Annotated in this window: 18 protein-coding genes and 1 tRNA gene; 14 read left to right on the forward strand and 5 right to left on the reverse strand. The window is 68.7% G+C overall.

The window, feature by feature from the left end; translation table 11 throughout:
• The first annotated feature begins 226 nt into the window (after nt 1-226).
• The 10 genes from H4F99_RS12770 to rnt all read left to right on the forward strand — a co-directional run bounded on the left by H4F99_RS12770 (nt 227) and on the right by rnt (nt 9,335).
• On the forward strand, nt 227-1,387 hold the full coding sequence (locus tag H4F99_RS12770) for an OprO/OprP family phosphate-selective porin (RefSeq protein ID WP_182670132.1): 1,161 nt from the start codon (nt 227-229) through the stop codon (nt 1,385-1,387).
• A 203-nt stretch (nt 1,388-1,590) separates the two neighbouring features.
• Nucleotides 1,591-2,685: a phosphate ABC transporter substrate-binding protein PstS gene (pstS, locus tag H4F99_RS12775; RefSeq protein WP_182670133.1), complete on the forward strand. Its 1,095-nt coding sequence runs from the start codon at nt 1,591-1,593 to the stop codon at nt 2,683-2,685.
• A 166-nt stretch (nt 2,686-2,851) separates the two neighbouring features.
• Nucleotides 2,852-3,820, forward strand: a complete 969-nt coding sequence (gene pstC, locus H4F99_RS12780; RefSeq protein ID WP_182670134.1) for a phosphate ABC transporter permease subunit PstC — start codon at nt 2,852-2,854, stop codon at nt 3,818-3,820.
• Nucleotides 3,820-4,707, forward strand: coding sequence for a phosphate ABC transporter permease PstA (gene pstA / locus H4F99_RS12785; RefSeq protein ID WP_182670135.1), 888 nt, complete (start codon nt 3,820-3,822; stop codon nt 4,705-4,707). Before pstC ends, pstA begins: the two co-directional genes overlap by 1 nt.
• 34 nt (nt 4,708-4,741) lie before the next feature.
• Nucleotides 4,742-5,551, forward strand: coding sequence for a phosphate ABC transporter ATP-binding protein PstB (gene pstB, locus H4F99_RS12790; RefSeq protein ID WP_246372086.1), 810 nt, complete (start codon nt 4,742-4,744; stop codon nt 5,549-5,551).
• Nucleotides 5,552-5,559: 8 nt separating this feature from the next.
• Complete coding sequence (gene phoU / locus H4F99_RS12795) at nt 5,560-6,270, forward strand: phosphate signaling complex protein PhoU (RefSeq protein WP_182670137.1); 711 nt, start codon at nt 5,560-5,562, stop codon at nt 6,268-6,270.
• Between the two features lie 269 nt (nt 6,271-6,539).
• Nucleotides 6,540-6,944: an HvfA family oxazolone/thioamide-modified RiPP metallophore gene (locus H4F99_RS14530; RefSeq protein WP_246372043.1), complete on the forward strand. Its 405-nt coding sequence runs from the start codon at nt 6,540-6,542 to the stop codon at nt 6,942-6,944.
• 61 nt (nt 6,945-7,005) lie between these two features.
• Complete coding sequence (locus H4F99_RS12800) at nt 7,006-7,866, forward strand: HvfB family MNIO-type RiPP peptide maturase (RefSeq protein ID WP_246372046.1); 861 nt, start codon at nt 7,006-7,008, stop codon at nt 7,864-7,866.
• A complete protein-coding gene (locus tag H4F99_RS12805; RefSeq protein WP_182670139.1) occupies nt 7,859-8,620 on the forward strand; it encodes an HvfC family RiPP maturation protein in 762 nt (253 codons plus the stop codon). Before H4F99_RS12800 ends, H4F99_RS12805 begins: the two co-directional genes overlap by 8 nt.
• Before the next feature lie 55 nt (nt 8,621-8,675).
• Nucleotides 8,676-9,335, forward strand: coding sequence for a ribonuclease T (gene rnt / locus H4F99_RS12810; protein ID WP_182670140.1), 660 nt, complete (start codon nt 8,676-8,678; stop codon nt 9,333-9,335).
• Nucleotides 9,336-9,356: 21 nt separating this feature from the next.
• On the opposite strand, the gene sugE is transcribed toward rnt, so the two are convergent.
• From sugE to H4F99_RS12830, 4 genes are all read right to left on the reverse strand, one after another.
• Nucleotides 9,357-9,674, reverse strand: a complete 318-nt coding sequence (sugE, locus tag H4F99_RS12815) for a quaternary ammonium compound efflux SMR transporter SugE (RefSeq protein WP_182670141.1) — start codon at nt 9,672-9,674, stop codon at nt 9,357-9,359.
• 149 nt (nt 9,675-9,823) lie between these two features.
• Complete coding sequence (gene rlmB, locus H4F99_RS12820) at nt 9,824-10,585, reverse strand: 23S rRNA (guanosine(2251)-2'-O)-methyltransferase RlmB (protein WP_182670142.1); 762 nt, start codon at nt 10,583-10,585, stop codon at nt 9,824-9,826.
• Nucleotide 10,586: 1 nt separating this feature from the next.
• A complete protein-coding gene (gene rnr, locus H4F99_RS12825; protein ID WP_182670143.1) occupies nt 10,587-13,019 on the reverse strand; it encodes a ribonuclease R in 2,433 nt (810 codons plus the stop codon).
• A 157-nt stretch (nt 13,020-13,176) separates the two neighbouring features.
• Nucleotides 13,177-13,263: transfer RNA gene (locus H4F99_RS12830), tRNA-Leu, on the reverse strand.
• Between the two features lie 233 nt (nt 13,264-13,496).
• On the opposite strand from H4F99_RS12830, the gene rnk reads away from it, so the two are divergent.
• Both rnk and parC read left to right on the forward strand, forming a co-directional pair.
• Complete coding sequence (gene rnk, locus H4F99_RS12835; RefSeq protein WP_182670144.1) at nt 13,497-13,913, forward strand: nucleoside diphosphate kinase regulator; 417 nt, start codon at nt 13,497-13,499, stop codon at nt 13,911-13,913.
• 84 nt (nt 13,914-13,997) lie between these two features.
• Nucleotides 13,998-16,241 (forward strand): DNA topoisomerase IV subunit A, encoded by a 2,244-nt coding sequence (gene parC, locus H4F99_RS12840; protein ID WP_182670145.1) that lies wholly within the window; start codon nt 13,998-14,000, stop codon nt 16,239-16,241.
• A gap of 71 nt (nt 16,242-16,312) precedes the next feature.
• On the opposite strand, the gene asnB is transcribed toward parC, so the two are convergent.
• Nucleotides 16,313-18,010, reverse strand: coding sequence for an asparagine synthase B (asnB, locus tag H4F99_RS12845; RefSeq protein ID WP_182670146.1), 1,698 nt, complete (start codon nt 18,008-18,010; stop codon nt 16,313-16,315).
• Between the two features lie 322 nt (nt 18,011-18,332).
• Here asnB and H4F99_RS12850 point away from each other — a divergent pair, with 322 nt between their 5' ends.
• Together H4F99_RS12850 and H4F99_RS12855 are read left to right on the forward strand one after the other, a co-directional pair.
• The gene (locus tag H4F99_RS12850) at nt 18,333-20,759 is read left to right on the forward strand and encodes a penicillin acylase family protein (RefSeq protein ID WP_182670308.1); all 2,427 of its coding nucleotides are present in this window, start codon (nt 18,333-18,335) and stop codon (nt 20,757-20,759) included.
• 34 nt (nt 20,760-20,793) lie between these two features.
• On the forward strand, nt 20,794-21,036 hold the full coding sequence (locus H4F99_RS12855) for a DUF6868 family protein (RefSeq protein ID WP_182670147.1): 243 nt from the start codon (nt 20,794-20,796) through the stop codon (nt 21,034-21,036).
• The last annotated feature ends 16 nt before the right edge of the window (nt 21,037-21,052 follow it).

The raw sequence follows: 21,052 nt of genomic DNA on the forward strand, positions 1-21,052 counted from the left end.
CCGCTCCATAAATTGCAAGTGAATGACACGTGCCAGGCGGGAGGATGAAGGCGGCGCTCTCGCGCCCACCCTGTAAACCCCTGCAGTAGCGGGAATTTCACTGGCATCGTTCGATGACAGGTTGTCACATGACAGTCTGCTGGCAGGAATATGTCATTCCTGTCATCTGGCCGTCATCAATGCGCCATAGGCTGCGCACAATCTTTCACCGCCGCGACCCCCCGCCATGAAAACCCCACGCTCTCCCCTTGCCCTCGCCCTGGTGGCGCTGCTCGCGCCGGCCGCGCATGCCGGGGTCGTCGTCGACGACTTCGGCGGCAGCGAGATCAGCTTCGAAGGCCTGCTCCAGACCGACGGCGCCTGGTACGACAGCGACGGCTTCGACCTGGATGCCGACCCGAACGACGGCACCGACACCGACTTCGAACTGCGCCGCGCCGAGCTGGTCCTCAAGGGCAAGGGCCCGGGCAACTTCGACTGGGTGCTCGGCTACGACGCCGCCAACGACGGCAAGTGGCTGGACGCGAACATCGCCTACAGGATCGGAGGCGACAAGCGCCACTTCGTCCGGGTCGGCCAGTTCAAGCAGTTCAATTCCATGGAAGAACTGTCGTCGACCAAGAACAACGATTTCATCTCGAAGGCCATCATCACCGGGCTCTATGCCGTCGGCCGCCGCCAGGGCGTCGCTTACGGCTACGGCACCGACCAGTGGAACATCAGCAGTGGCTGGTATGGCCGCGAACTGACCGAAGGCCGTGGTCGCGGCTCCGGTTATGGCATCCGCGGCAACTGGGCGCCGATGACCGGAGACGGCGACATCTTCAACGTCGGCCTGTCCTATGTCACGAACGACACCTACCAGGACACGATCCGCGTACGGAGCCGGCCGGCGGCCGAACTGTCCAACCGCCTCGTCGACACCAACATCCGCAATGCCGACAGCACCTCGACACTGGGCCTGGAGAGCTTCTGGGTACGCGGACCGTTCAAGCTGCAGGCCGAGTACATGGTCAACACGATCGACCGCTACGAGACGGGCTTCGCCGACCAGCCCGGCGGCGATTACACCACCCAGGGCGGCTACCTCAGCGGCATGTGGAACATCACCGGCGAGACCTGGTCCTACAAGGACGGAACGCCGGGGACCGCCAAGCCGGCCAATGCCAATGTCGGCATGTGGCAGCTCGGCCTGCGCTACGACACCCTGGACCTGAACGACGGCGACACGCGCCCGGGCACGCTCGACACCTGGACGGTTGGCGTCAATTACTACTGGCGCAGCAACTTCAAGTTCGCCGTCGACTATGTGAAGGCGGACGCCGAACGCAACGGCATCGACGAGAGCCCCAGCCTGATCGCGGCGCGCGCCCAGTTCTACTGGTAAGCCCCGCCCCGGGCATGCCAAAGGCGCGGCCCCCCGTGGCCGCGCTTTTTTTCGCCCCGCCGCCCGACCAGGAACCGGATAAATTCCAGCAAAAACATGTATTTATCCATTTCCTTACATCCTGTAACAGGCGTGTAACAAAAACATCATTTCATAGCGTCATCCGCTGGCCGTCCGGTCGGCACCTCGTCATGGAGCCTCCAATGAAATCGTCCCCGGCCCGTATCGCCGTCCTCGCCGTTGCCACCAGCCTGGCCCTGGCGGCCTGCAGCCTCTCGACCGATGCCCCCGCCACGCAGCAGGGCGCCGATGCGCCGGCCGCGGGTGAAGCGGGCAGCGGCGACCGGATCGCGGCCGAAATCACCGGCGCCGGCGCCACCTTCATCTTCCCGCTGATCTCCAAATGGTCGGCGGACTACAACGCCCAGACCGGCGCGAAGGTGAACTACCAGTCGATCGGTTCGGGCGGCGGCATCGCCCAGATCAAGGGCGGCACCGTGGACTTCGGTTCTTCCGACGCGCCGCTGAGCCCCGAAGAGCTCGCCGAAGCGGGCCTCGGCCAGTTCCCCTCGGCCATCGGCGGCGTCGTGCCGGTGGTGAACGTCGAGGGTATCCCCGCCGGGGAGCTGCGCCTCACGGGCGCCCTCCTGGCGGACATCTACCTCGGCAAGGTCAAGACCTGGAACGATCCGGCCATCGCCGCGATCAACCCGTCGCTGGCGTTGCCGGACACCAAGATCACCCTGATCCACCGCTCCGATGGTTCGGGCACCACCTTCAACTTCACCAACTACCTGAGCAAGGTCAGCAACGACTGGAAGGACCAGGTCGGCGAAGGCAAGTCGGTCAAGTGGGTGGACGGCGTCGGCGGCAAGGGCAACGAGGGCGTCGCGTCGTACGTGCAGCAGATCAAGGGTTCGGTCGGCTACGTGGAACTCGCATACGCCATCCAGAACAACATGGCCTACGCCTCGCTGCAGAACGCCGCCGGCAACTGGGTGACCCCGAGCGCCGAGAGCTTCCAGGCCGCTGCCGCGACCGCCGACTGGGCCAATACGAAAGACTTCCACCTGGTGATCACCAACGCCCCGGGCGCCGATGCCTGGCCGATCACCGCCACCAACTTCATCCTGATGTACAAGCAGCCCAAGGACGCCAAGCGCAGCGCCGATGCGATGGCGTTCTTCAAGTGGGCCTTCGAGAACGGCCAGCAGCAGGCCTCGGACCTGCATTACGTCCCGCTGCCCGACGCACTGGTGCAGCAGATCGAAGGCTACTGGGCGGCCGAGTTCAAGTAATGCCCGGCATGCCCGCGCGACGGCGCGGGCATGCATACACTGGCCATAGCGCTACCCGCGCAGCGGGGCGCCTCCTGGACCTGCCGCGCCCGGACCTCTCTCCCCCGGCGCGGCAGGGCCATGATCGCCCCCGCCGTCGCGGCCCCCACAGGACGCCGATGCTCCGATGAATGCCATTGCCTCCGCTCCGACGGCCCCGACCGGGCGCGACGTCAAGGATGCACGCCACGACCGCTGGTTCCGCCTGGCGCTGGCGGGTACCGTGGTCCTGGTACTGGTCGCCCTGGCCGGCGCGGCGCTGTCGATGCTGTGGGGCGGCCGCGACGTCCTGGCTTCTTCCGGCCTCGAGTTCTTCACCACCACCGAGTGGAACCCCGTCGAGGACAAGTACGGTGCGCTGGTGCCGATCTACGGCACCATCGTCACGGCCCTCATCGCCATGCTGATCGCCGTTCCCGTCAGCTTCGGCATCGCGTTCTTCCTGACCGAGATCGCACCGCGCTGGGCGCGCGGGCCCATCGGCACGGCGATCGAGCTGCTCGCGGGCATCCCGTCCATCATCTACGGCATGTGGGGACTGTTCGTCCTGGTACCGGTGATGACCGAGCACGTCACGCCCTGGCTCAACGAGCACCTGGGCACGTTGCCGGTGGTGGGCGCGGTCTTCCAGGGCCCACCGCTCGGCATCGGCATGCTGACGGCCGGCATCGTGCTGTCGATCATGGTCATCCCGTTCATCTCCTCGGTGATGCGCGAGGTCTTCCTCACCGTCCCGACGCGGCTTAAAGAGTCGGCATACGCGCTGGGGGCCACCCGCTGGGAAGTGAGCTGGGACATCGTCCTGCCCTACACCCGCTCGGCGGTCATCGGCGGTGTCTTCCTCGGGCTTGGACGAGCCCTCGGCGAAACCATGGCGGTGGCCTTCGTGGTCGGCAACAGCGTGCGCTTCTCGCCGTCGCTGCTCGAGCCCGGCACCACCATCGCGGCATTGATCGCCAACGACTTCGGCGAGGCGACCGAGACCTATCGCTCGGCGCTGCTGCTGCTTGGCTTCGTGCTGTTCCTGGTCACCTTCGCCGTGCTGGCGATCGCACGGCTGATGCTGCGCCAGCTCGCCCGCAAGGAGGGCAACTGATGGCCATCGCCTCGTTCGATACGCGCGACCGCGCGGCCGATGCGCTGTACCGCCGCCGCAAGCTGGTCAACGCGGGCGCCATCGTCCTCGCGACCGGTGCCGCGCTGTTCGGCCTGTTCTTCCTCGGGTGGATCCTCTGGACGCTCTTCAGCAAGGCCATGGTCGGGATCGACTGGGCGCTGTTCACCCAGGACACGCCGCCGCCCATGCAGGAAGGCGGCCTGCGCAATGCGTTCTTCGGCAGCGCGGTGATGTGCGTGCTCGCCATCGCGATCGGCACCCCGCTGGGGATCGCCGCGGGCACGTGGCTGGCCGAATACGGCGCCGGGCGCAAGCTCGGTACCGTGGTGAGGTTCGTGAACGACATCCTGCTGTCGGCGCCGTCCATCGTGCTGGGCCTGTTCGTCTATACCCTGATCGTCGCGCAGAGCGGGGGCAACTTCTCCGCGTTCGCCGGCGCGATCTCGCTCGCCTTCATCGTGCTGCCGGTGGTGGTCCGCACCACCGACGAGATGCTGCGGCTGGTCCCTGCACAGATGCGCGAGGCGGCGCTTTCGCTGGGCGTGCCGCAGTGGAAGGTCATCGTCCAGGTGCTGTACCGCAGCGCGTCCGCGGGCATCATCACCGGCGTGCTGCTGGCGCTCGCGCGGATCTCGGGCGAAACCGCGCCCCTGCTGTTCACCGCGTTCGGCAACCAGTACTGGAGCACGGATATCTTCCAGCCCATGGCCAGCGTGCCGGTGGTGATGTACCAGTTCGCCGGCAGCCCCTACGAGTCCTGGCAGAACATCGCCTGGGCCGGCGCCCTGGTCCTGGCGCTGTTCGTGCTCTTCGTCAGTCTGGTCGCGCGCGCGCTGCTGCTTCGCAAAAGGATCACCCATGACTGACCTTTCCACCCCCTTCGAACCCCGGACACCGGTCATGAACGAAGCCCGCATTGCCCTTGCCACGCCCCGACGCGAAGCCGCCGCGGACGCGCCGGTCAAGCTGTCCGTACGTGGCCTGGACTTCCATTACGGCGACTTCCATGCCCTGAAGTCGATCGACCTGGACATTCCTGAAAAGCGCGTCACCGCGCTGATCGGGCCTTCGGGCTGCGGCAAGTCCACCCTCCTTCGCATCTTCAACCGGATCTATGCGCTCTATCCGAAGCTGACCGCCACCGGCCAGGTGCTGCTGGACGGCGAGAACATCCTGTCGCCGAAGTACCCGATGAACCGCCTGCGGTCCAAGGTGGGCATGGTGTTCCAGAAGCCGGTGCCGTTCCCGATGACCATCTTCGAGAACGTCGCCTACGCGATCCGCCACCACGAGAAGCTCTCGAAGTCGGAAATGAACGACCGTGTCGAAGAGGCGCTGCGCCAGGGCGCGCTGTGGGACGAGGTCAAGGACAAGCTTGGCCAGAGCGCGCTTGGCCTCTCGGGTGGCCAGCAGCAGCGCCTGTGCATCGCCCGCGCTGTGGCGCTGCGGCCGGACGTCCTGCTGCTCGACGAACCCACCTCCGCGCTCGACCCGATCTCGACTTCGCGCATCGAACAGCTGGTGGAAGAGCTCAAGGTCAACTACACGATCGCCATCGTCACCCACAACATGCAGCAGGCGGCCCGCGTCTCGGATTTCACCGGCTTCATGTACCTGGGCGACCTGATCGAGCACGGGGCCACCGACCAGATTTTTTCTGCGCCGACCAAACAGCAGACCGAGGACTACATCACCGGACGCTTCGGGTGAGGAACGACATGAGCAACCAACCGCACGACCACATCGTCAAGAGCTACGACGACGAACAGAAACGCCTGCTCGACGAAACCCTGCGCATGGGCGAAATGGCCGCCTCCCAGCTCGAGGCCGCGCTGGACGTGGTGGAGCGCCGGGACGACAAGGCCGCCGAACGCATCATCGCCAACGACGAGGCCATCGACGCGCTCGAGCAGGAAGTGAGCCACGACGTGATGAAGCTCGCCCTGCGCGGCCCGATGGCACGCGACCTGCGCGAGATCCTGGCCGCGATCCGCATCGCCTCCGACATCGAGCGCATCGGCGACTACGCCGCCAACGTGGCGAAGCGTTCGACCGCGCTGAACCTGATGCCGGCGCTGCCGCATGTCTCGGGCCTGCACGCGATCGGCACGCTGGCGGTCCGGCAGGTCCGCGACGTCCTGGCCGCGTATCGCGACAACGACATCGAGGCGGCCCGGTCGATCCGGAGCCGCGATGCCGAGATCGACACGGCGTACACGGGCCTGTTCCGCGAGCTGCTGACCTACATGATGGAGGATCCGCGCAGCATCACGGCCTGTACCCACCTGCTGTTCATGGCCAAGAACATCGAGCGCATCGGCGATCACGCCACCAACATCGCGGAAAACATCTGGTTCCTCGTCAAGGGTGACGACGAGTTGCCGCCGCGGGAAAAGCGCGACGAGTCCAACACCACGGTAACGCCCTGACGCGCGGCACCGGCGCCGTCTCCCTCGCTGTTCCCCGACAGGCGGGCCGTGTGCCCGCCTTTCTCTTGCCCGCCCGCCGGCCCGCCTCGGCGGCTTGAATGCGGGCTGAATGGCCACCTCCACGCGGCGCGAACATCCCCCCTTGCAGGGTGTAACCCTGCGCGCTCCCCGGGCGTAAGCAGTACCGTGTGGCGAGGCCGGACCCTGGCCTGCGCGCACCCACCCACGGACTTGCGGGCCGCGTGCCCACCAACAAGAGAGGACGCACCATGAGCAGCAACCGGAAACCCATCGCCCTGGCCGTCGGCGCCACCCTTCTCGGCAGCGTGGCCCTGGCGGGCCCCGCGTTCGCGATGACCGATCTCGCCAGCGGTTACATGCAGGGCGCTGTCCTGGCGGAGGGCAACTGCGGCGCCGACAAGGCCGCCGAGGGCAAGTGCGGCGAAGGCAAGTGCGGCGTCGAGACGATGGATACCGACGGCAACGGCGCGGTGTCGCAAGCTGAGTTCGCCGCTGCCCATGACGGCGACGCGTCGCGCTTCGCGGGCTACGATGCCAACAACGACGGCCAGCTCAGCGCGGACGAGATCAAGGCCCGCCACGAGGGTACCTGCGGGGCCGACAAGGGTGGCGAAGGCAAGTGTGGCGAGGGCAAGTGCGGCGGCATGGCCTGACCATGGCGCACCCAGGGAGCCCGCGTACCGTCGCGCGGGCTTCGCTGGCAGGCCGCATCGCATGACCCCCACCATCCGGCCCCGGCACGACGCGGTTGGCCTCGGGCTCCGCCGCGCGCTGATGGACCCGCTGCGCGCGGCCCCCACGGGCGCGTTCGACTTCCTGGAATGCGCACCCGAGAACTGGATCGGCGTCGGCGGCCGGCTCGGGGACGCGTTCAACGAACTGGTCTCGCGCCATGCCCTGACCTGCCATGGGTTGTCGCTGTCCCTGGGGGGTTGCGCACCGTTGGACCGTACGTTCCTGGCGCGCATACGGCAGTTCCTGGACCGCCACCAGGTCGCGCTCTACAGCGAGCACCTCAGTTACTGCAGCGACGACGGCCAGCTGTACGACCTGCTTCCGATCCCGTTCACCGAGGAAGCCGTGCACCACGTCGCGGGCCGCATCCGCCAGGCGCAGGACGCACTCGGCCGCCGCATCGCAGTGGAGAACGTCTCCTACTACGCGGCGCCGCACCAGGCGATGGACGAGGCCAGCTTCGTGAACGCCGTGCTGGACGAGGCCGACTGCGACCTGCTGCTGGACGTCAACAACATCCACGTCAACGCCATCAACCATGGGTACGACGCTGCCGCCTTCCTGGCGGCGATGCCCGCCGAACGCGTCGTTTGCCTGCATGTCGCCGGGCACCACGACGAAGCGCCGGACCTCAAGATCGACACGCACGGCGCGCCGGTAGAGCCACCGGTGTTCCGCCTGCTGGACGAAGCCTACGGGCTGCTGGGACCCCGGCCGGTGCTGCTCGAGCGGGACTTCAACTTCCCTCCCTTCGCCGAACTGCTGGGCGAGCTCGACGCGATCCGGCGGATCCGCGATACCCGGTTCCCGGCAGGCGGGATGGCAGCCGGCGATGCCTGATACCGCCCCGGCGCGCCTGCGCGAGCAGCAGTGGGCGTTGACCCGCCATCTGCGCGACCCGGACGGCCAACCGGCACCGGCGGACATCGAAGACCGGCGCCTGCAGGTCTATCGCGAGCTGCTGTTCAACAATGTCGAGAACCTGCTTTCCGGCAACTTCCCGGTCATCCGCCGAATTCTGGGCCCTGCCGCATGGAAGGGGCTGGTGCGTGCGTTCTTCCGGGACCATCGCAGCCGGACGCCGTTGTTCCCGGAGTTGCCACGCGAGTTCCTGCGCTTCCTCGAATCCGACCCTCGCGCGCACCCGCCGTGGATGCCCGAGCTCGCCCATTACGAGTGGGTCGAACTCGCCCTGCAGATCAGCGACGCCGAGCTTCCCGTCGACATCGATCCCGCAGGCGACCTCCTGGCCGGCCAGCCTCGCCTGTCGCCGCTCGCGTGGCCGCTGGCCTATGCCTGGCCGGTCCATCGGCTGGGGCCCGGCCGGCTGCCTGAGGCCCCGCCCGAAGCCCCCACCCTGCTGCTGCTGCGCCGCGAGCCGGATGGCCGCGTCCGCTTCTCGGAACTCAGCCCGCTGGCATGGCGGCTGCTGGCCCGGCTCGATGCAGCGGAGGCGACGACCGGTCGCGAACTCCTCGGCGCGCTGGCAGGGGAAGCCGGCGTCCCCAGGGATGCGGCATTCGAATCCGCCGGCGTCGCCCTGCTGGAACAGATGCGCGCCTCGGGGGTGGTCCTGGGCACGACCGTCCGCTGAACCGGCCCCACCCGGCGACAACCGGGCGGAAGCACCATTCTGCTAGGCTTTCCCGATGCAGATCCCCCGTGAAATCGCCGCCGCGGTGCGCCCGACCGGCGCGCGGGCCGCCTCGCTGTCGCCCCTCGCCACCCGTTTCCGCGGCTACCTGCCGGTCATCGTGGACGTCGAGACCGGCGGCTTCGACTGGAACCGCCACGCCCTGCTGGAGATCGCAGTTGCCCCGGTGGACGTCGACGAAGACGGACGACTGGTCGTCGGCGAGGTCACCGGCAGCCACGTGGAGCCGGCGCCGGGCACCGAGATCGACCCCAAGTCGCTGGAGGTCACCGGCATCGATATCGACCATCCGTTCCGCGATGCGCTGCCGGAGCGGCCCGCACTCGAACGGGTGTTCGCGCCGGTACGGGCGGCGGTGAAGAAGCACGGCTGCCAGCGCGCGATCCTCGTCGGACACAATGCGCACTTCGACCTCAATTTCCTGAATGCCGCGGTCGCGCGCAGCAACCACAAGCGCAACCCGTTCCACCCCTTCAGCGTGTTCGACACGGTCACGCTCGCGGGCGTCGCGTTCGGCCAGACCGTGCTCGCGCGCGCGGTGCAGGCCGCCGGACTGGAGTGGAACGGGGAAGAGGCGCACTCGGCGGTCTACGACACCGAGCGCACCGCGCAGCTGTTCTGCAGGATCGTCAACAGTTGGCCCAAAGCCGCCTGAGAGCCACTTGGGAGCTGCCCGTCAGGGCGTCGCCAGCTTCAGGCCGACAAGTCCCGCGATGATCAACAGCAGGCTGATGCCGCGCAAGGCATTCAGCGGCTCGTTGAACAGGACGATGCCGCAGATCACCGTACCGACCGCACCGATGCCGACCCAGATCGCGTAGGCGGTACCCACGGGCAGGGACTTCATGGCCAGGCCGAGCAGGCCGACACTGACCACCATCGCCGCGGCGGTGCCCACTGAGGGCCACAGGCGGGTGAAGCCTTCGGTGTACTTCAGGCCAATGGCCCACACGACCTCGAGCAGGCCGGCAAGAATCAGGATGAACCAGGACATGGCACGCGCTCCTTGGGAGGGGCCGTCCCCGGATGTCGTCGAGTGGCAGGGTCGTCCCCGCTTCGTTCCACCGCCCTCACCGGAGGTGGACGCCATCAGTCTCCCACACGGGGTGCACGAAAGACCGACCCGGAAATGAACGCAGGCCCTCAGCCGGCGCGCTGGCGGACCGCCTCGAACAGGCTGACGCCCGTCGCGACCGACACGTTCAGGCTTTCCACGCCGGCCGCGGCGTCGCCGCCCGGCATCGGGATCGTGACCAGCTGGTCGCAGGTCTCCCGGGTGAGGCGTCGCAGGCCGTCGCCCTCACCGCCCAGCACCAGCGCGACATTGCCGCGCAGGTCGATCCCATAGAGCGAAGTGCCGGCGTCACCCGCCAGGCCGTAGATCCACACGCCGAGCTTCTGCAGGTCGCGCAGGCTGCGCGCGAGGTTGGTGACCGGCACCACCGGGATGCGGTCCGCCGCGCCCGCCGAGGTCTTGCGCACGGTGGCGTTGACCTGCACCGCCTTGTCCTTCGGGAACAGCACCGCGGTCGCACCGGCCGCCGCTGCGCTGCGCAGGCAGGCGCCGAGGTTGTGCGGGTCCTGCACACCATCGAGCACCAGCACGAGCGCGCGGCCCCCAGCCGCTTCCACCAGGCCCTGCAGCTCGCTCTCATCCCAGGTGCGGGCCGCCGCGTAGCGCGCGCACGCGCCCTGGTGGCGCAGGCCGCCCGCCACGCCATCGAGGGCCTGCTGGGCGACGCGCCGCACGTCGATGCCTCGGCGGCGCGCGTTCGACTCGATCTCGGCGATGCGCGGATTCTTCGCGCCCGCTTCGAGCAGCACTTCGCGCACGTTGTCGGCGTCGTGCTCCACCGCGGCCGACACTGCGTTGATGCCGGCGATCCACTGGTTCTGTCTGCTCATCTCAATACTTCTGCTTGCTGCGCCGGGCCGGCTGGCCACGCGGCGGCGGTGCCTTGACCCCGCGCGACTCGGCCAGCTTGAAATCGATCTTGCGGTCCTCGACGCTGGCCTTCATCACGATGATGTCGACACGGTCGCCGAGCCTGAACTCGCGGCCGCTGCGTTCGCCGGTCAGCGTCTTCCGGATCGGGTCGAAATGATAGTAGTCGTGGGGCAGCTGGGTCACGTGGACCAGCCCATTGACCATCGAGTCGTCCAGCTCGACGAACAGGCCGAAGCTGGTGACCCCGCTGATCACGCCGCTGAACTCGCCGCCAACGTGCTGCTCCATCCACGCGGCCCGGTAGCGCTCGTCGACTTCGCGCTGGGCCTCGTCGGCGCGCCGCGAGCGCTCCGAGCACTGCAGCGACAGGTGGGCCATCTCGCTGGGCGAGTAGGTGAACTTCTCCGGCGACCGGCCCGAGAGCACGTGCTTGATCGCCCGGTGCACCATCAGGTCCGGGTAGCGGCGGATCGGCGAGGTGAAATGCGCGTAGGCATCCAGCGCCAGGCCGAAATGGCCGCTGTTGTCCGGGGCGTACACCGCCAGCGACTGGCTGCGCAGCAGCACCGACTCGATCAGGGCCGCGTCCGGGCGTTCGCGGATCCGCTTGAGCAGCTGGGTGAAGTCGCGCGGCTGCACCTTCGGCCACGGTGGCATGCGCAGCTTGAACTCCTTCAGGAACTCCTGCAGGTCCGCGTACTTCTGCTCCGGCGGACGTTCATGGATGCGATACGGCGCGGGCACGTGGTGCGCCATCAGGAAGCGCGCAGCCTCCACGTTGGCCGCGATCATGCACTCCTCGATCAGCTTGTGCGCATCGTTGCGCTGGAGCATGCCGGCCTGCACCACCTCGCCGGTGTTGTCGAGGACGAAGCGCACTTCACTGCTTTCGAACTCGATCGCACCGCGACGTTCGCGCGCCTTCACGAGGATCTGGAACAGCTGGTGCAGATGCTGGACCTGCGGAAGCAGGTCGCCGACCACGGCAAGCGCGGCGGCATGGTCCTCTTCCGGGATGCCCTCGCCGATCGCATTCCAGACCTGGGTGTAGGTCAGGCGCGCATGCGAATGCATGACCGCCTCATGGAACTCCGAACGGGTCACCTCGCCCTGGCGGTCGACCTGCATGTCGCAGACGAAGCACAGGCGGTCGACCTTCGGCTTCAGCGAGCAGATGCCGTTGGACAGCGTCTCCGGCAGCATCGGCACGACGAAGCCCGGGAAATACACCGAGGTCGCGCGCAGCTGTGCCTCGTCGTCCAGCGGCGTCCCGGGCCGGACATAGTGGGAGACATCGGCGATCGCGACGACCAGGCGGAACCCGTCGCGATTGGGCTCGCACCACACCGCGTCGTCGAAGTCCTTGGCGTCCTCGCCATCGATGGTCACCAGGGGCAGCGCGCGCAGGTCGAGCCGCTTCGCCGCGGTCGCCGCATCCACCTCCAACGGGACCGCCGCAGCCTCGTCGAGCACCGCCTGCGGGAACTCGTGCGGGATCTCATGGGCATGCAGTGCCGCCTGCACCGCCAGCGACGCGGTCAGGCGTTCGCCGAGGACGGTCAGGATGCGGCCGATTGGCGGCCGGCGCGTATCCGCGGCCTGGGTGATCTCGGCGACCACCAGCTGGCCGGGACGGGCGTCGCCGCGGGCATCGGCCGGGATCATCACGTTGCGCTGGATGCGCGGATCGTCGGGTACGACGTAGGTGATGCCGACTTCCTCGGTGAAACGGCCGATCAGGCGATTGAGTCGCCGCTCCAGCACCTCGACGATCGCGCCCTCGTAGCGGCCGCGCCGGTCCATCCCGGTCAGGCTGGCGAGCACGCGGTCGCCGTGCATCGCCTTGCGCATCTCGAAAGGTGGCAGGAACAGGTCGTCGCCGCCGCCATCCGGGCGCAGGAAGCCGAAACCATCCGGATTCGCGATCACCACGCCCGGCACCAGGTCCATCTGCTCGGCCGGCGCGAAGCCGCCCCGGCGGTTCTGCAGCAACTGGCCGTCGCGCACCATCGCACGCAGGCGGGCCGTCAGCGCATCGAAGCGCTCGGGCTCCGTCAACGACAGGCGTCCGGCCAGTTCCTCGGCGGTCAACGGCCCGTCGGCCGCAACCAGCAGGCCGAGGATCATCTCGCGGCTGGCAATCGGGTTGGCGTAGCGGGCCGCCTCGCGCTCGGCATGCGGATCGCGTCCGTCCGCACGTGCGGGTGCCAGGCCGGATCGCTTGCGAGGACCCGGGCGCGGGCCGCGGGTCTCGGGTTCGGGCATCCAGGCGGGCAGGCGCTTGCCGCCTTTCTTCTGCTGGCCGGTGGCCTTCGCGGGACGGGCCTTGGAGGCTGGGGGACTGGCTGCCTTGCGGCCGGCCTTGCCGCGCTTCGTTGTTTTCTTGGACATGGGGGGATGATGACAGAGCGGCAGCATGCCGGCCGTGAGGACCGCGACGGCGATCGCGTCGCAGAACGCGCCATGCCGCATCCGCCGTCCGGACGCAAAAAACCCCGCACGGGGCGGGGTCTTTGTTGCATCGGCTGGTAGTCCGATGCGGAATGCGTGGTGCCCAGGAGAGGACTCGAACCTCCACGGAGTTGCCCCCGCTAGCACCTGAAGCTAGTGCGTCTACCAATTCCGCCACCTGGGCATTTCGCGCTGCAGCAGCAGTGCGAGCCGCGTATGTTGCGTGGCGCCGGTGCGCTTGTCAATGCCTCTTCGGAAAAATATTCAGGGCGTGTCCCTTGCCGCCCACTCCCGCACGCTCCAGCGGCGCCGCGACGGCGGGAAGTTGCCCGCCCACGGGGGCAGCGCTATGGTCGGCAGACACCCACCCGCGGGCGGCCCAATCGATGGGCCGCCCGTTTTGTCACTGGAGCCACCATGACCCGCCCGATCCCCCCGCCCCTCGTGCTGTCCCGCATCGATGTCCAGCGCATCGAGGCCCTGCTCGAATCCCCTGCCGCACGCGACATCGACACCCGCGGCCTCGAGGCCGAACTGGAGCGTGCCGAGGTCGTGGAGCCCGCCGACCTGCCGGCCGACGTGGTCAGCATGAATTCCACCGCCCGGGTCCGCGACCTCGACAGCGGCGAGACCCGCGAGGTCACCCTCGTCTATCCCCGCGACGCCGACGGTACGCCCGGCCGCGTATCGATCCTCGCGCCGATCGGCAGCGCCCTGCTCGGGCTGCGCGTCGGCGAGACCATCGACTGGCCCCTGCCGGGCGGCCGCATGAGCCACCTGGAGCTGCTGGCGATCCACTACCAGCCCGAACACGCGGGCGACCTGCACCGCTGACGCGGATATTCGCCCCGGGCCGTCGCCGCTCCTGCGACGGCCTGCCGATACAATGCCCACATCCCCGGACGCACCGCACCGCCGATGACTGAAACCGTACGACCCGCGTTCCACGGCTTCGAGCAGATCCCGCTGAAGGAATACGCCGAGCGCGCCTACCTCGACTACTCGATGTACGTGGTGCTCGACCGCGCCCTGCCCTTCCTGGGCGACGGCCTCAAGCCGGTGCAGCGCCGGATCGTCTACGCGATGAGCGAGCTCGGCCTGAACGCGGCCGCGAAGCCGAAGAAGTCCGCGCGCACCGTCGGCGACGTCATCGGCAAGTACCACCCGCACGGCGACAGCGCCTGTTACGAGGCGATGGTGCTGATGGCCCAGCCGTTCTCGTACCGCTATCCGCTGATCGAGGGCCAGGGCAACTTCGGCTCCAGCGATGATCCCAAGTCGTTCGCGGCAATGCGCTACACCGAAGCCAAGCTGACACCGATCGCGGAGGTCCTGCTGGGCGAGCTCGGCCAGGGCACGGTGGACTGGACCCCCAATTTCGACGGCACGCTCGAGGAGCCGACCTGGCTGCCGGCGCGCCTGCCGCACCTGCTGCTCAACGGCACGACCGGCATCGCGGTCGGCATGGCCACCGACGTCCCGCCGCACAACCTCAACGAGGTCGTCAGTGCGGCGATCCGCCTGATCGAGGATCCCGACGCCAGCACCCGCGATCTCTGCGAGCACGTGCTCGGGCCGGACTACCCGACCGAGGCGGAGATCATCACGCCCCGCGCCGACCTGCTGGCCATGTATGACACCGGCCTGGGCAGCGTCCGCGCCCGCGCCGTGTACGTGAAAGAAGGGACCCACATCGTCGTCACCGCCCTGCCCTACCAGGCCTCGCCCGGCAAGGTGATCGAGCAGATCGCCAGCCAGATGCGCGCCAAGAAGCTGCCCTGGCTCGAAGACCTGCGCGACGAGTCCGACCACGCCACGCCCACGCGCATCGTGCTGGTGCCGCGCAGCAACCGGGTCGACATCGACCAGTTGATGGGCCACCTGTTCGCGACCACCGACCTGGAGAAGAGCTACCGGGTCAACTTCAACGTGATCGGCCTCGACGGTCGCCCGCAGGTGAAGGGCCTGAAGGCCTTCCTGGGTGAATGGCTGGGCTTCCGCCTGGACACCGTCACCCGCCGCCTCAAGCATCGCCTGGAGAAGGTCGAGCGCCGCCTGCACCTGTTGGAAGGCCTGCTCATCGCCTTCCTGAACCTCGACGAGGTGATCCGCATCATCCGCAGCGAGGACGAGCCCAGGCCGGTGCTGATGGCGCGCTTCGGCCTGAGCGATGACCAGACCGACTACATCCTCGAGACAAAGCTGCGCCAGCTGGCACGCCTGGAGGAGATGAAGATCCGCGGCGAGGAGTCCGAGCTGGATGCGGAACGCGACCGCCTCATCGCTACGCTCGGAAGCAAGGCCAAGCTGCGCAAGCTGGTCAAGGACGAGCTGCTGGCCGATGCGAAGAAGTTCGGCGATGCGCGCCGTTCGCCGCTGGTCGCGCGCGATGCGGCACAGGCGATGTCCGAATCGGACCTCGTCCCCAGCGAGCCGATGACCATCGTCGTCAGCGAGAAGGGCTGGGTGCGCGCGGCGAAGGGGCATGACATCGACCCCGCCGGCTTGAGTTACCGCGAAGGCGACGGCCTGCTGGTCGCGGCGCGCGGTCGCAGTACGCAGCAGGTGGCCTTCCTCGACTCGACCGGCCGCGCCTACTCCACCATCGTTCATTCACTGCCATCGGCGCGCGGCAACGGCGAACCCCTCACGGGTCGTTTTTCGCCGTCCGCAGGCGCGTCGTTCCAAGCCGTTGCCAGTGGCGAGAACGACCAGCGGCTCGTCATCGCATCCAGCCACGGCTATGGCTTCGTCACCCGCTTCGAGAACCTCACCGGCCGCAACAAGGCCGGCAAGGCGATGCTGTCGCTGACCCCGGGCGCGAGCGTGCTGCAACCGGCGCCCGTCAACGACATGGGCCAGGACCGGATCGTGGTCGCCACCACCGCTGGCCACCTGCTGGCGTTCCCCGTGTCGGAGCTGCCCGAACTGGACAAGGGCAAGGGCAACAAGCTGATCGACATTCCGAAGGCCAAGCTCGGCACCGAGCGCGTCGTCGCGATCGCGGTGGTGCCGTCGGGCGGCACCCTTTCGGTCAAGTCCGGCGCGCGCACCATGTCCCTGTCGTGGAAGGACCTCGACGGCTACCTCGGCTCGCGCGCCGCGCGTGGCGGCCTGCTGCCGCGCGGCTGGCAGAAGGTCGAGGGCCTGGCGGTCGAGTAGCCGCGCCGCCGGCGCACGCACGCTCCAGCACTGGAGGCGGCCGGGAACCCGCCTCCAGCGACTCGTCGGCCTCAGGCCACCGCGGCCTCGTGCACCCCCGCGACCGCACGGCCTGAAGGGTCGGCGGCATGGGCGAACGCCGCGTCCCAGGCAATTGCCGCGGGCGAGGAGCAGGCGATCGACTTGCCGCCGGGCACCGTCGCGGCGCATGCGGGGCCCGGGAAGAACTGCTCGAACAGGTGGCGGTACAGGTAGGCCTCCTTGCTCTGCGGGGGGTTCACCGGGAAGCGACTCGCCGCCGCCGCGAACACGCGGTCGCTGACGGTCGCTTCGGCATGCGCCTTGAGGCCGTCGATCCAGCCGTAACCCACGCCATCGCTGAACTGCTCTTTCTGGCGCCACAGGATCGACTCGGGCAGGTAACCCTCGAAGGCCTCGCGCAGGACCGCCTTCTCGATCCGCCGGCGCCCGTCCGCGCCGACCATCTTGTGCGATGCATCCATCGACATCGCCACGTCCAGGAAGTCCACGTCAAGGAAGGGCACCCGCGGCTCGACGCCCCAGGCCATCATCGACTTGTTCGCACGCAGGCAGTCGTAGTTGTGCAGGGCATCGAGCTTGCGGATGGTCTCGTCGTGGAACTCTCGGGCATCCGGCGCCTTGTGGAAATAGAGGTACCCGCCGAACACTTCGTCGCTGCCCTCGCCGGACAGCACCATCTTGACGCCCATCGCCTTGATCCGCCGCGCCAGCAGGAACATCGGCGTCGACGCGCGGATGGTGGTGACGTCATAGGTTTCGATGTGCCGGATCACCTCGGGCAACGCATCCAGGCCCTCCTCGAAGGTGTAGGTGAAGCCGTGGTGCACGGTGCCCAGCGCCTCCGCCGCCACCGCCGCGGCCTTCAGGTCGGGCGAGCCCTCCAGGCCGATCGCGAAGGAGTGCAGGCGTGGCCACCAGGCCTCGGATGCGTCGTTTTCCTCGATGCGGCGGCGGGCGAAACGCGCGGCGACTGCCGCCACCAGCGACGAGTCCAGCCCGCCCGACAACAGCACGCCGTACGGCACGTCGCACATCAGCTGCCGGTGCACGGCGGCTTCGAAGGCCTCGCGCAGGGCCTTCGGGCTGACCGCCACGTCGCGGGTCGCTTCGTGGTCGCGCCACGGGCGATCGTAGTAACGCTGCAGCTCGCCAGTGGCGCTGTCGTACACGTGGCCGGGCGGGAACGGCGCGACATCCGCGCAGGTGGGCGCAATCGCTTTCATCTCGGACGCCACGCACAGCCGACCCGCGTCGTCGTGGCCCCAGTAGAGCGGACAGACGCCAATGGGATCGCGGGCGATCAGGTAGCGCTGGCGTTCCCGGTCCCACAGGGCGAATGCGAAGATGCCGTTGAGGCGATCCAGCCACGCCCCCGTTCGGCCCGTTTCCGCCGCCTGCCGATAGAGGGCATTGATGACCTCGCAGTCGGAACCGGTCTGGAAGTCGTAGGGCTGCTCGAGCGACTGCTCCAGTGCGCGGTGGTTGTAGATCTCGCCATTGACGGCCAGGACCAGGCGTCCGTCGGCGGATCGCAGCGGCTGCGCGCCGCCCGCCGGATCCACGATCGCCAGCCGCTCATGGACGAGGATCGCGCCCTCGTCGACGAACACGCCACTCCAGTCGGGCCCGCGATGGCGCTGGCGCTGGGACTGCTCCAGGGCCTGCCGACGAAGGGCGACGACGTCGTCGCCTGGCTGCAGGCCGAAAATTCCGAGGATCGAGCACATGGGTCCACTCCTTTGTCTGTTTTCGGCGGGGCCCCTCCCGGGGCGCCGTTGTGCCGATCAATAAAAAAGCCCGCACTTTCGGTGCGGGCCGGGGAGAGCGACGTTTGTATTGCCTACGCGCTAATCACCGGCCCCAGCGGGGCGGGTGTTGGTATTCACGTTGTGGTTGCGCAGCGCCGCGACCACGCCAGGGGCGCAGGCGATGAGGTCGGCATTGGCATGGATACGGGGCATGCGGCGATCCTGCCCGAGCCCCCGCCGCGACGCAAGCGGCGCTTTCATCTGAAACGTATGCGGCGCCAACGTGGCACCATCGTGGGCCATGGGGACGGCAGGGGCTGAACGGGTGCACGCAACAACGACGGGGAGATGGAGACGCCGACTGGCATGGACGGCAGCGGCACTGGTCGCGCTCGTGCTGTTGCTCGCCCTGGCCGGCACGGCCCTGGTGCGGGGCAGCCTGCCCCGGCTCGAGGGCGAGGCGTCGCTCCCCGGCCTGGCGGCTCCGGCACGGCTCGACCGCGACGCGCTGGGCGTGGCGACCATCGAGGCCCGCTCGCCGGCCGATGCGATGCGGGCGCTGGGATATGTCCACGCGCAGGAGCGCTATTTCGAGATGGACCTGATGCGCCGCGCGGCCGCCGGCGAGCTGGCGGCGCTCTTCGGCCCGGCCGCGATCGACACCGACAAACGCCTGCGCGTGCATCGCATGCGTGATCGTGCGCGGACTTACGTGGCGCAGTTCAGCGCCGGCCACCACGACCTGCTGGAGGCCTATGTCGAAGGCGTGAACGCCGGCCTCGACGGCCTCGACGTGCGCCCGTGGCCGTACCTGGTGCTGCGCCAGGTGCCGGAGCAGTGGCGGATCGAGGACAGCGCACTGGTCGGGTACGCCATGTACTTCGACCTCCAGGACGCGGCCAACGCGCGCGAGCTCGCATTGTGGGAGATGCAGCCCCATCTGCCCCCGGCGCTTTGGGACCTCCTCACGCATGCGGGCAGCCGCTGGGACGCACCCCTTACAGGCGAGGCCGTGGGCGATGCCGTGCTGCCCGCCGCCACGGCGCTGGACCTCCGCCTGCTGGCGAAGCCGCCCGCTCCAGCACCGCATCGGCTGGCCCCGCTGCAGGCGCCCGGCAGCAACAACTTCGCCGTGTCGGGAGATCACACAGCGCATGGGGGCGCCATCGTGGCCGACGACATGCACCTCGGGCTGCGCGCGCCCAACCTGTGGTTCCGGGCCCGCCTGCTCTACCCGGACGCGGCGGCGCCGGACGGGCGGGTCGATGCGAGCGGCTTTACCTTGCCGGGCTTGCCGGCCGTGGTCGTCGGCAGCAACGGCCGGGTGGCCTGGGCCTTTACCAACAGCTATGGCGACTGGCTCGACTGGCAGCAGGTACCGTCGTGCCCAGACCCTGCCGCCCCCGGATGCGACGCCCGCCAGTGGCACGAAGAGCGCATCGACGTGGCGGGAGGCGACCCGGTCCTGCTTGAGGTGGAGGAAACGGCGTGGGGGCCCGTGATCCATCGCGATCCGGACGGCAGCGCACTGGCGCTGCGCTGGGTCGCGCACCAGCCGGGCGCCCTGAGCGTGGGCCTGATGGACTTCCTGCATGCCCGCACGGTGGACGACGTGCTGGAGACCGCCAATCGTGCAGCCATCCCGGCCCAGAACCTGCTGGTGGGCGACCGCGATGGCCGGATCGCCTGGCGACTGCTCGGCCCCCTGCCTGAGCGCGCGGCCACCTGCGACGCGACGCCCCCGGAACGGGGTACCGTCCTCAACCCCGCGTCAGCCTGTCCTCCCTGGCCCCTGCAATCCTCGACCGGCATCAGCCTCGCTGATCCGGCAGAGGGCCGGCTATGGACAGCCAACAGCCGGGTCGTGGACGGTGCGATGCTGTCCGCCGTGGGCGATGGCGGTTACGCGCTCGGCGCTCGCGCACTGCAGATCCGGGACGCCCTGCATTCGCGCGACCGGTTCGACGAGGCGGACCTGCTGGCGATCCAGTTGGACGACCGCGCGCTGTTCCTGGAACGTTGGTGGCGACTCCTGCAGGACGAAGCCGCGCGCGCCGGCACGCCGGCGCTGGGGGCCGTCGCCGTCGCCGCGCACGAATGGACCGGTCGGGCAGCGGTGGATGCCGTCGACTATCGCCTGGTCCGCGACTGGCGCAATGAAGTCCACGCGCGCATCGCCGAAGGCCTCACCGCGCCGGCGCAGGTGGCACTCGGCGACCGGTTCCACATGCCCAAGCTGCCCCAACTGGAGGGCGTGGCCTGGCCGCTCGTCGAACAACAGCCGGCCCACCTGCTGCCCGCGCGCTTCGACTCATGGCAGGCCCTGTTCGAGGACGCGGCACGGGCCCTCCGGGCGGAGGCGGAGGCGGCCGGCGTCCCGCTCGGCCAGCGCCGCTGGGGCGAGCGCAATACCGCCGACATCTGCCATCCCCTCCAGCGCGCGCTGCCGGCCCTGACCCGCCGCTGGCTGTGCATGCCCGCGGACCCGCTGCCCGGCGACACCGACATGCCCCGCGTGCAGGCGCCGGACTTCGGTGCATCCGAGCGCATGGTGGTGGCACCCGGGCGGGAGGACGAGGGGATCGCGCACATGCCGGGCGGCCAGAGCGGCCATCCGCTCTCCCCGTACTGGGGTGCGGGCCACGACGACTGGGTGCACGGCCGCCCGTCGCCGTTCCTGCCGGGTGATGCCCGGCATTCCCTGCAACTGCTACCCACGACACCCTGAATCCGGACGCCTGTATCCGGAAAGCGAAGACCCCATGGACATCGAACGCCTGATCCCTTTCCTCGCCTGGTGCCTGGCGATCAACTACGCGGTGCTGGCCATCTGGATGCTGATGCTCGTCTGCGCGCGCGACTGGATGTACCGGACGCACGGCCGCTGGTTCACATTGTCCGGAAGCGCCTTCGATGCGATGCATTACGGCGCGATGTCCGTCTACAAGATCGGCATCCTGCTGTTCAACCTGGTGCCGCTGCTCGCCCTGCTGGCGAGCCGTTGAAGGCCTCGCCGCCGCG

Source organism: Marilutibacter penaei (assembly GCF_014145395.1).
In the GTDB taxonomy this organism is placed as follows: Bacteria; Pseudomonadota; Gammaproteobacteria; order Xanthomonadales; family Xanthomonadaceae; genus Marilutibacter; species Marilutibacter penaei.

Bases quoted from the DNA above. Each gene is read 5' to 3' on its own strand.
- H4F99_RS12770 (WP_182670132.1), top strand. From the start codon at position 227: ATGAAAACCCCACGCTCTCCCCTTGCCCTCGCCCTGGTGGCGCTGCTC.
- pstS (WP_182670133.1), top strand. From the start codon at position 1,591: ATGAAATCGTCCCCGGCCCGTATCGCCGTCCTCGCCGTTGCCACCAGC.
- pstC (WP_182670134.1), top strand. From the start codon at position 2,852: ATGAATGCCATTGCCTCCGCTCCGACGGCCCCGACCGGGCGCGACGTC.
- pstA (WP_182670135.1), top strand. From the start codon at position 3,820: ATGGCCATCGCCTCGTTCGATACGCGCGACCGCGCGGCCGATGCGCTG.
- pstB (WP_246372086.1), top strand. From the start codon at position 4,742: ATGAACGAAGCCCGCATTGCCCTTGCCACGCCCCGACGCGAAGCCGCC.
- phoU (WP_182670137.1), top strand. From the start codon at position 5,560: ATGAGCAACCAACCGCACGACCACATCGTCAAGAGCTACGACGACGAA.
- H4F99_RS14530 (WP_246372043.1), top strand. From the start codon at position 6,540: ATGAGCAGCAACCGGAAACCCATCGCCCTGGCCGTCGGCGCCACCCTT.
- H4F99_RS12800 (WP_246372046.1), top strand. From the start codon at position 7,006: ATGACCCCCACCATCCGGCCCCGGCACGACGCGGTTGGCCTCGGGCTC.
- H4F99_RS12805 (WP_182670139.1), top strand. From the start codon at position 7,859: ATGCCTGATACCGCCCCGGCGCGCCTGCGCGAGCAGCAGTGGGCGTTG.
- rnt (WP_182670140.1), top strand. From the start codon at position 8,676: ATGCAGATCCCCCGTGAAATCGCCGCCGCGGTGCGCCCGACCGGCGCG.
- sugE (WP_182670141.1), bottom strand. From the start codon at position 9,674: ATGTCCTGGTTCATCCTGATTCTTGCCGGCCTGCTCGAGGTCGTGTGG.
- rlmB (WP_182670142.1), bottom strand. From the start codon at position 10,585: ATGAGCAGACAGAACCAGTGGATCGCCGGCATCAACGCAGTGTCGGCC.
- rnr (WP_182670143.1), bottom strand. From the start codon at position 13,019: ATGTCCAAGAAAACAACGAAGCGCGGCAAGGCCGGCCGCAAGGCAGCC.
- rnk (WP_182670144.1), top strand. From the start codon at position 13,497: ATGACCCGCCCGATCCCCCCGCCCCTCGTGCTGTCCCGCATCGATGTC.
- parC (WP_182670145.1), top strand. From the start codon at position 13,998: ATGACTGAAACCGTACGACCCGCGTTCCACGGCTTCGAGCAGATCCCG.
- asnB (WP_182670146.1), bottom strand. From the start codon at position 18,010: ATGTGCTCGATCCTCGGAATTTTCGGCCTGCAGCCAGGCGACGACGTC.
- H4F99_RS12850 (WP_182670308.1), top strand. From the start codon at position 18,333: ATGGGGACGGCAGGGGCTGAACGGGTGCACGCAACAACGACGGGGAGA.
- H4F99_RS12855 (WP_182670147.1), top strand. From the start codon at position 20,794: ATGGACATCGAACGCCTGATCCCTTTCCTCGCCTGGTGCCTGGCGATC.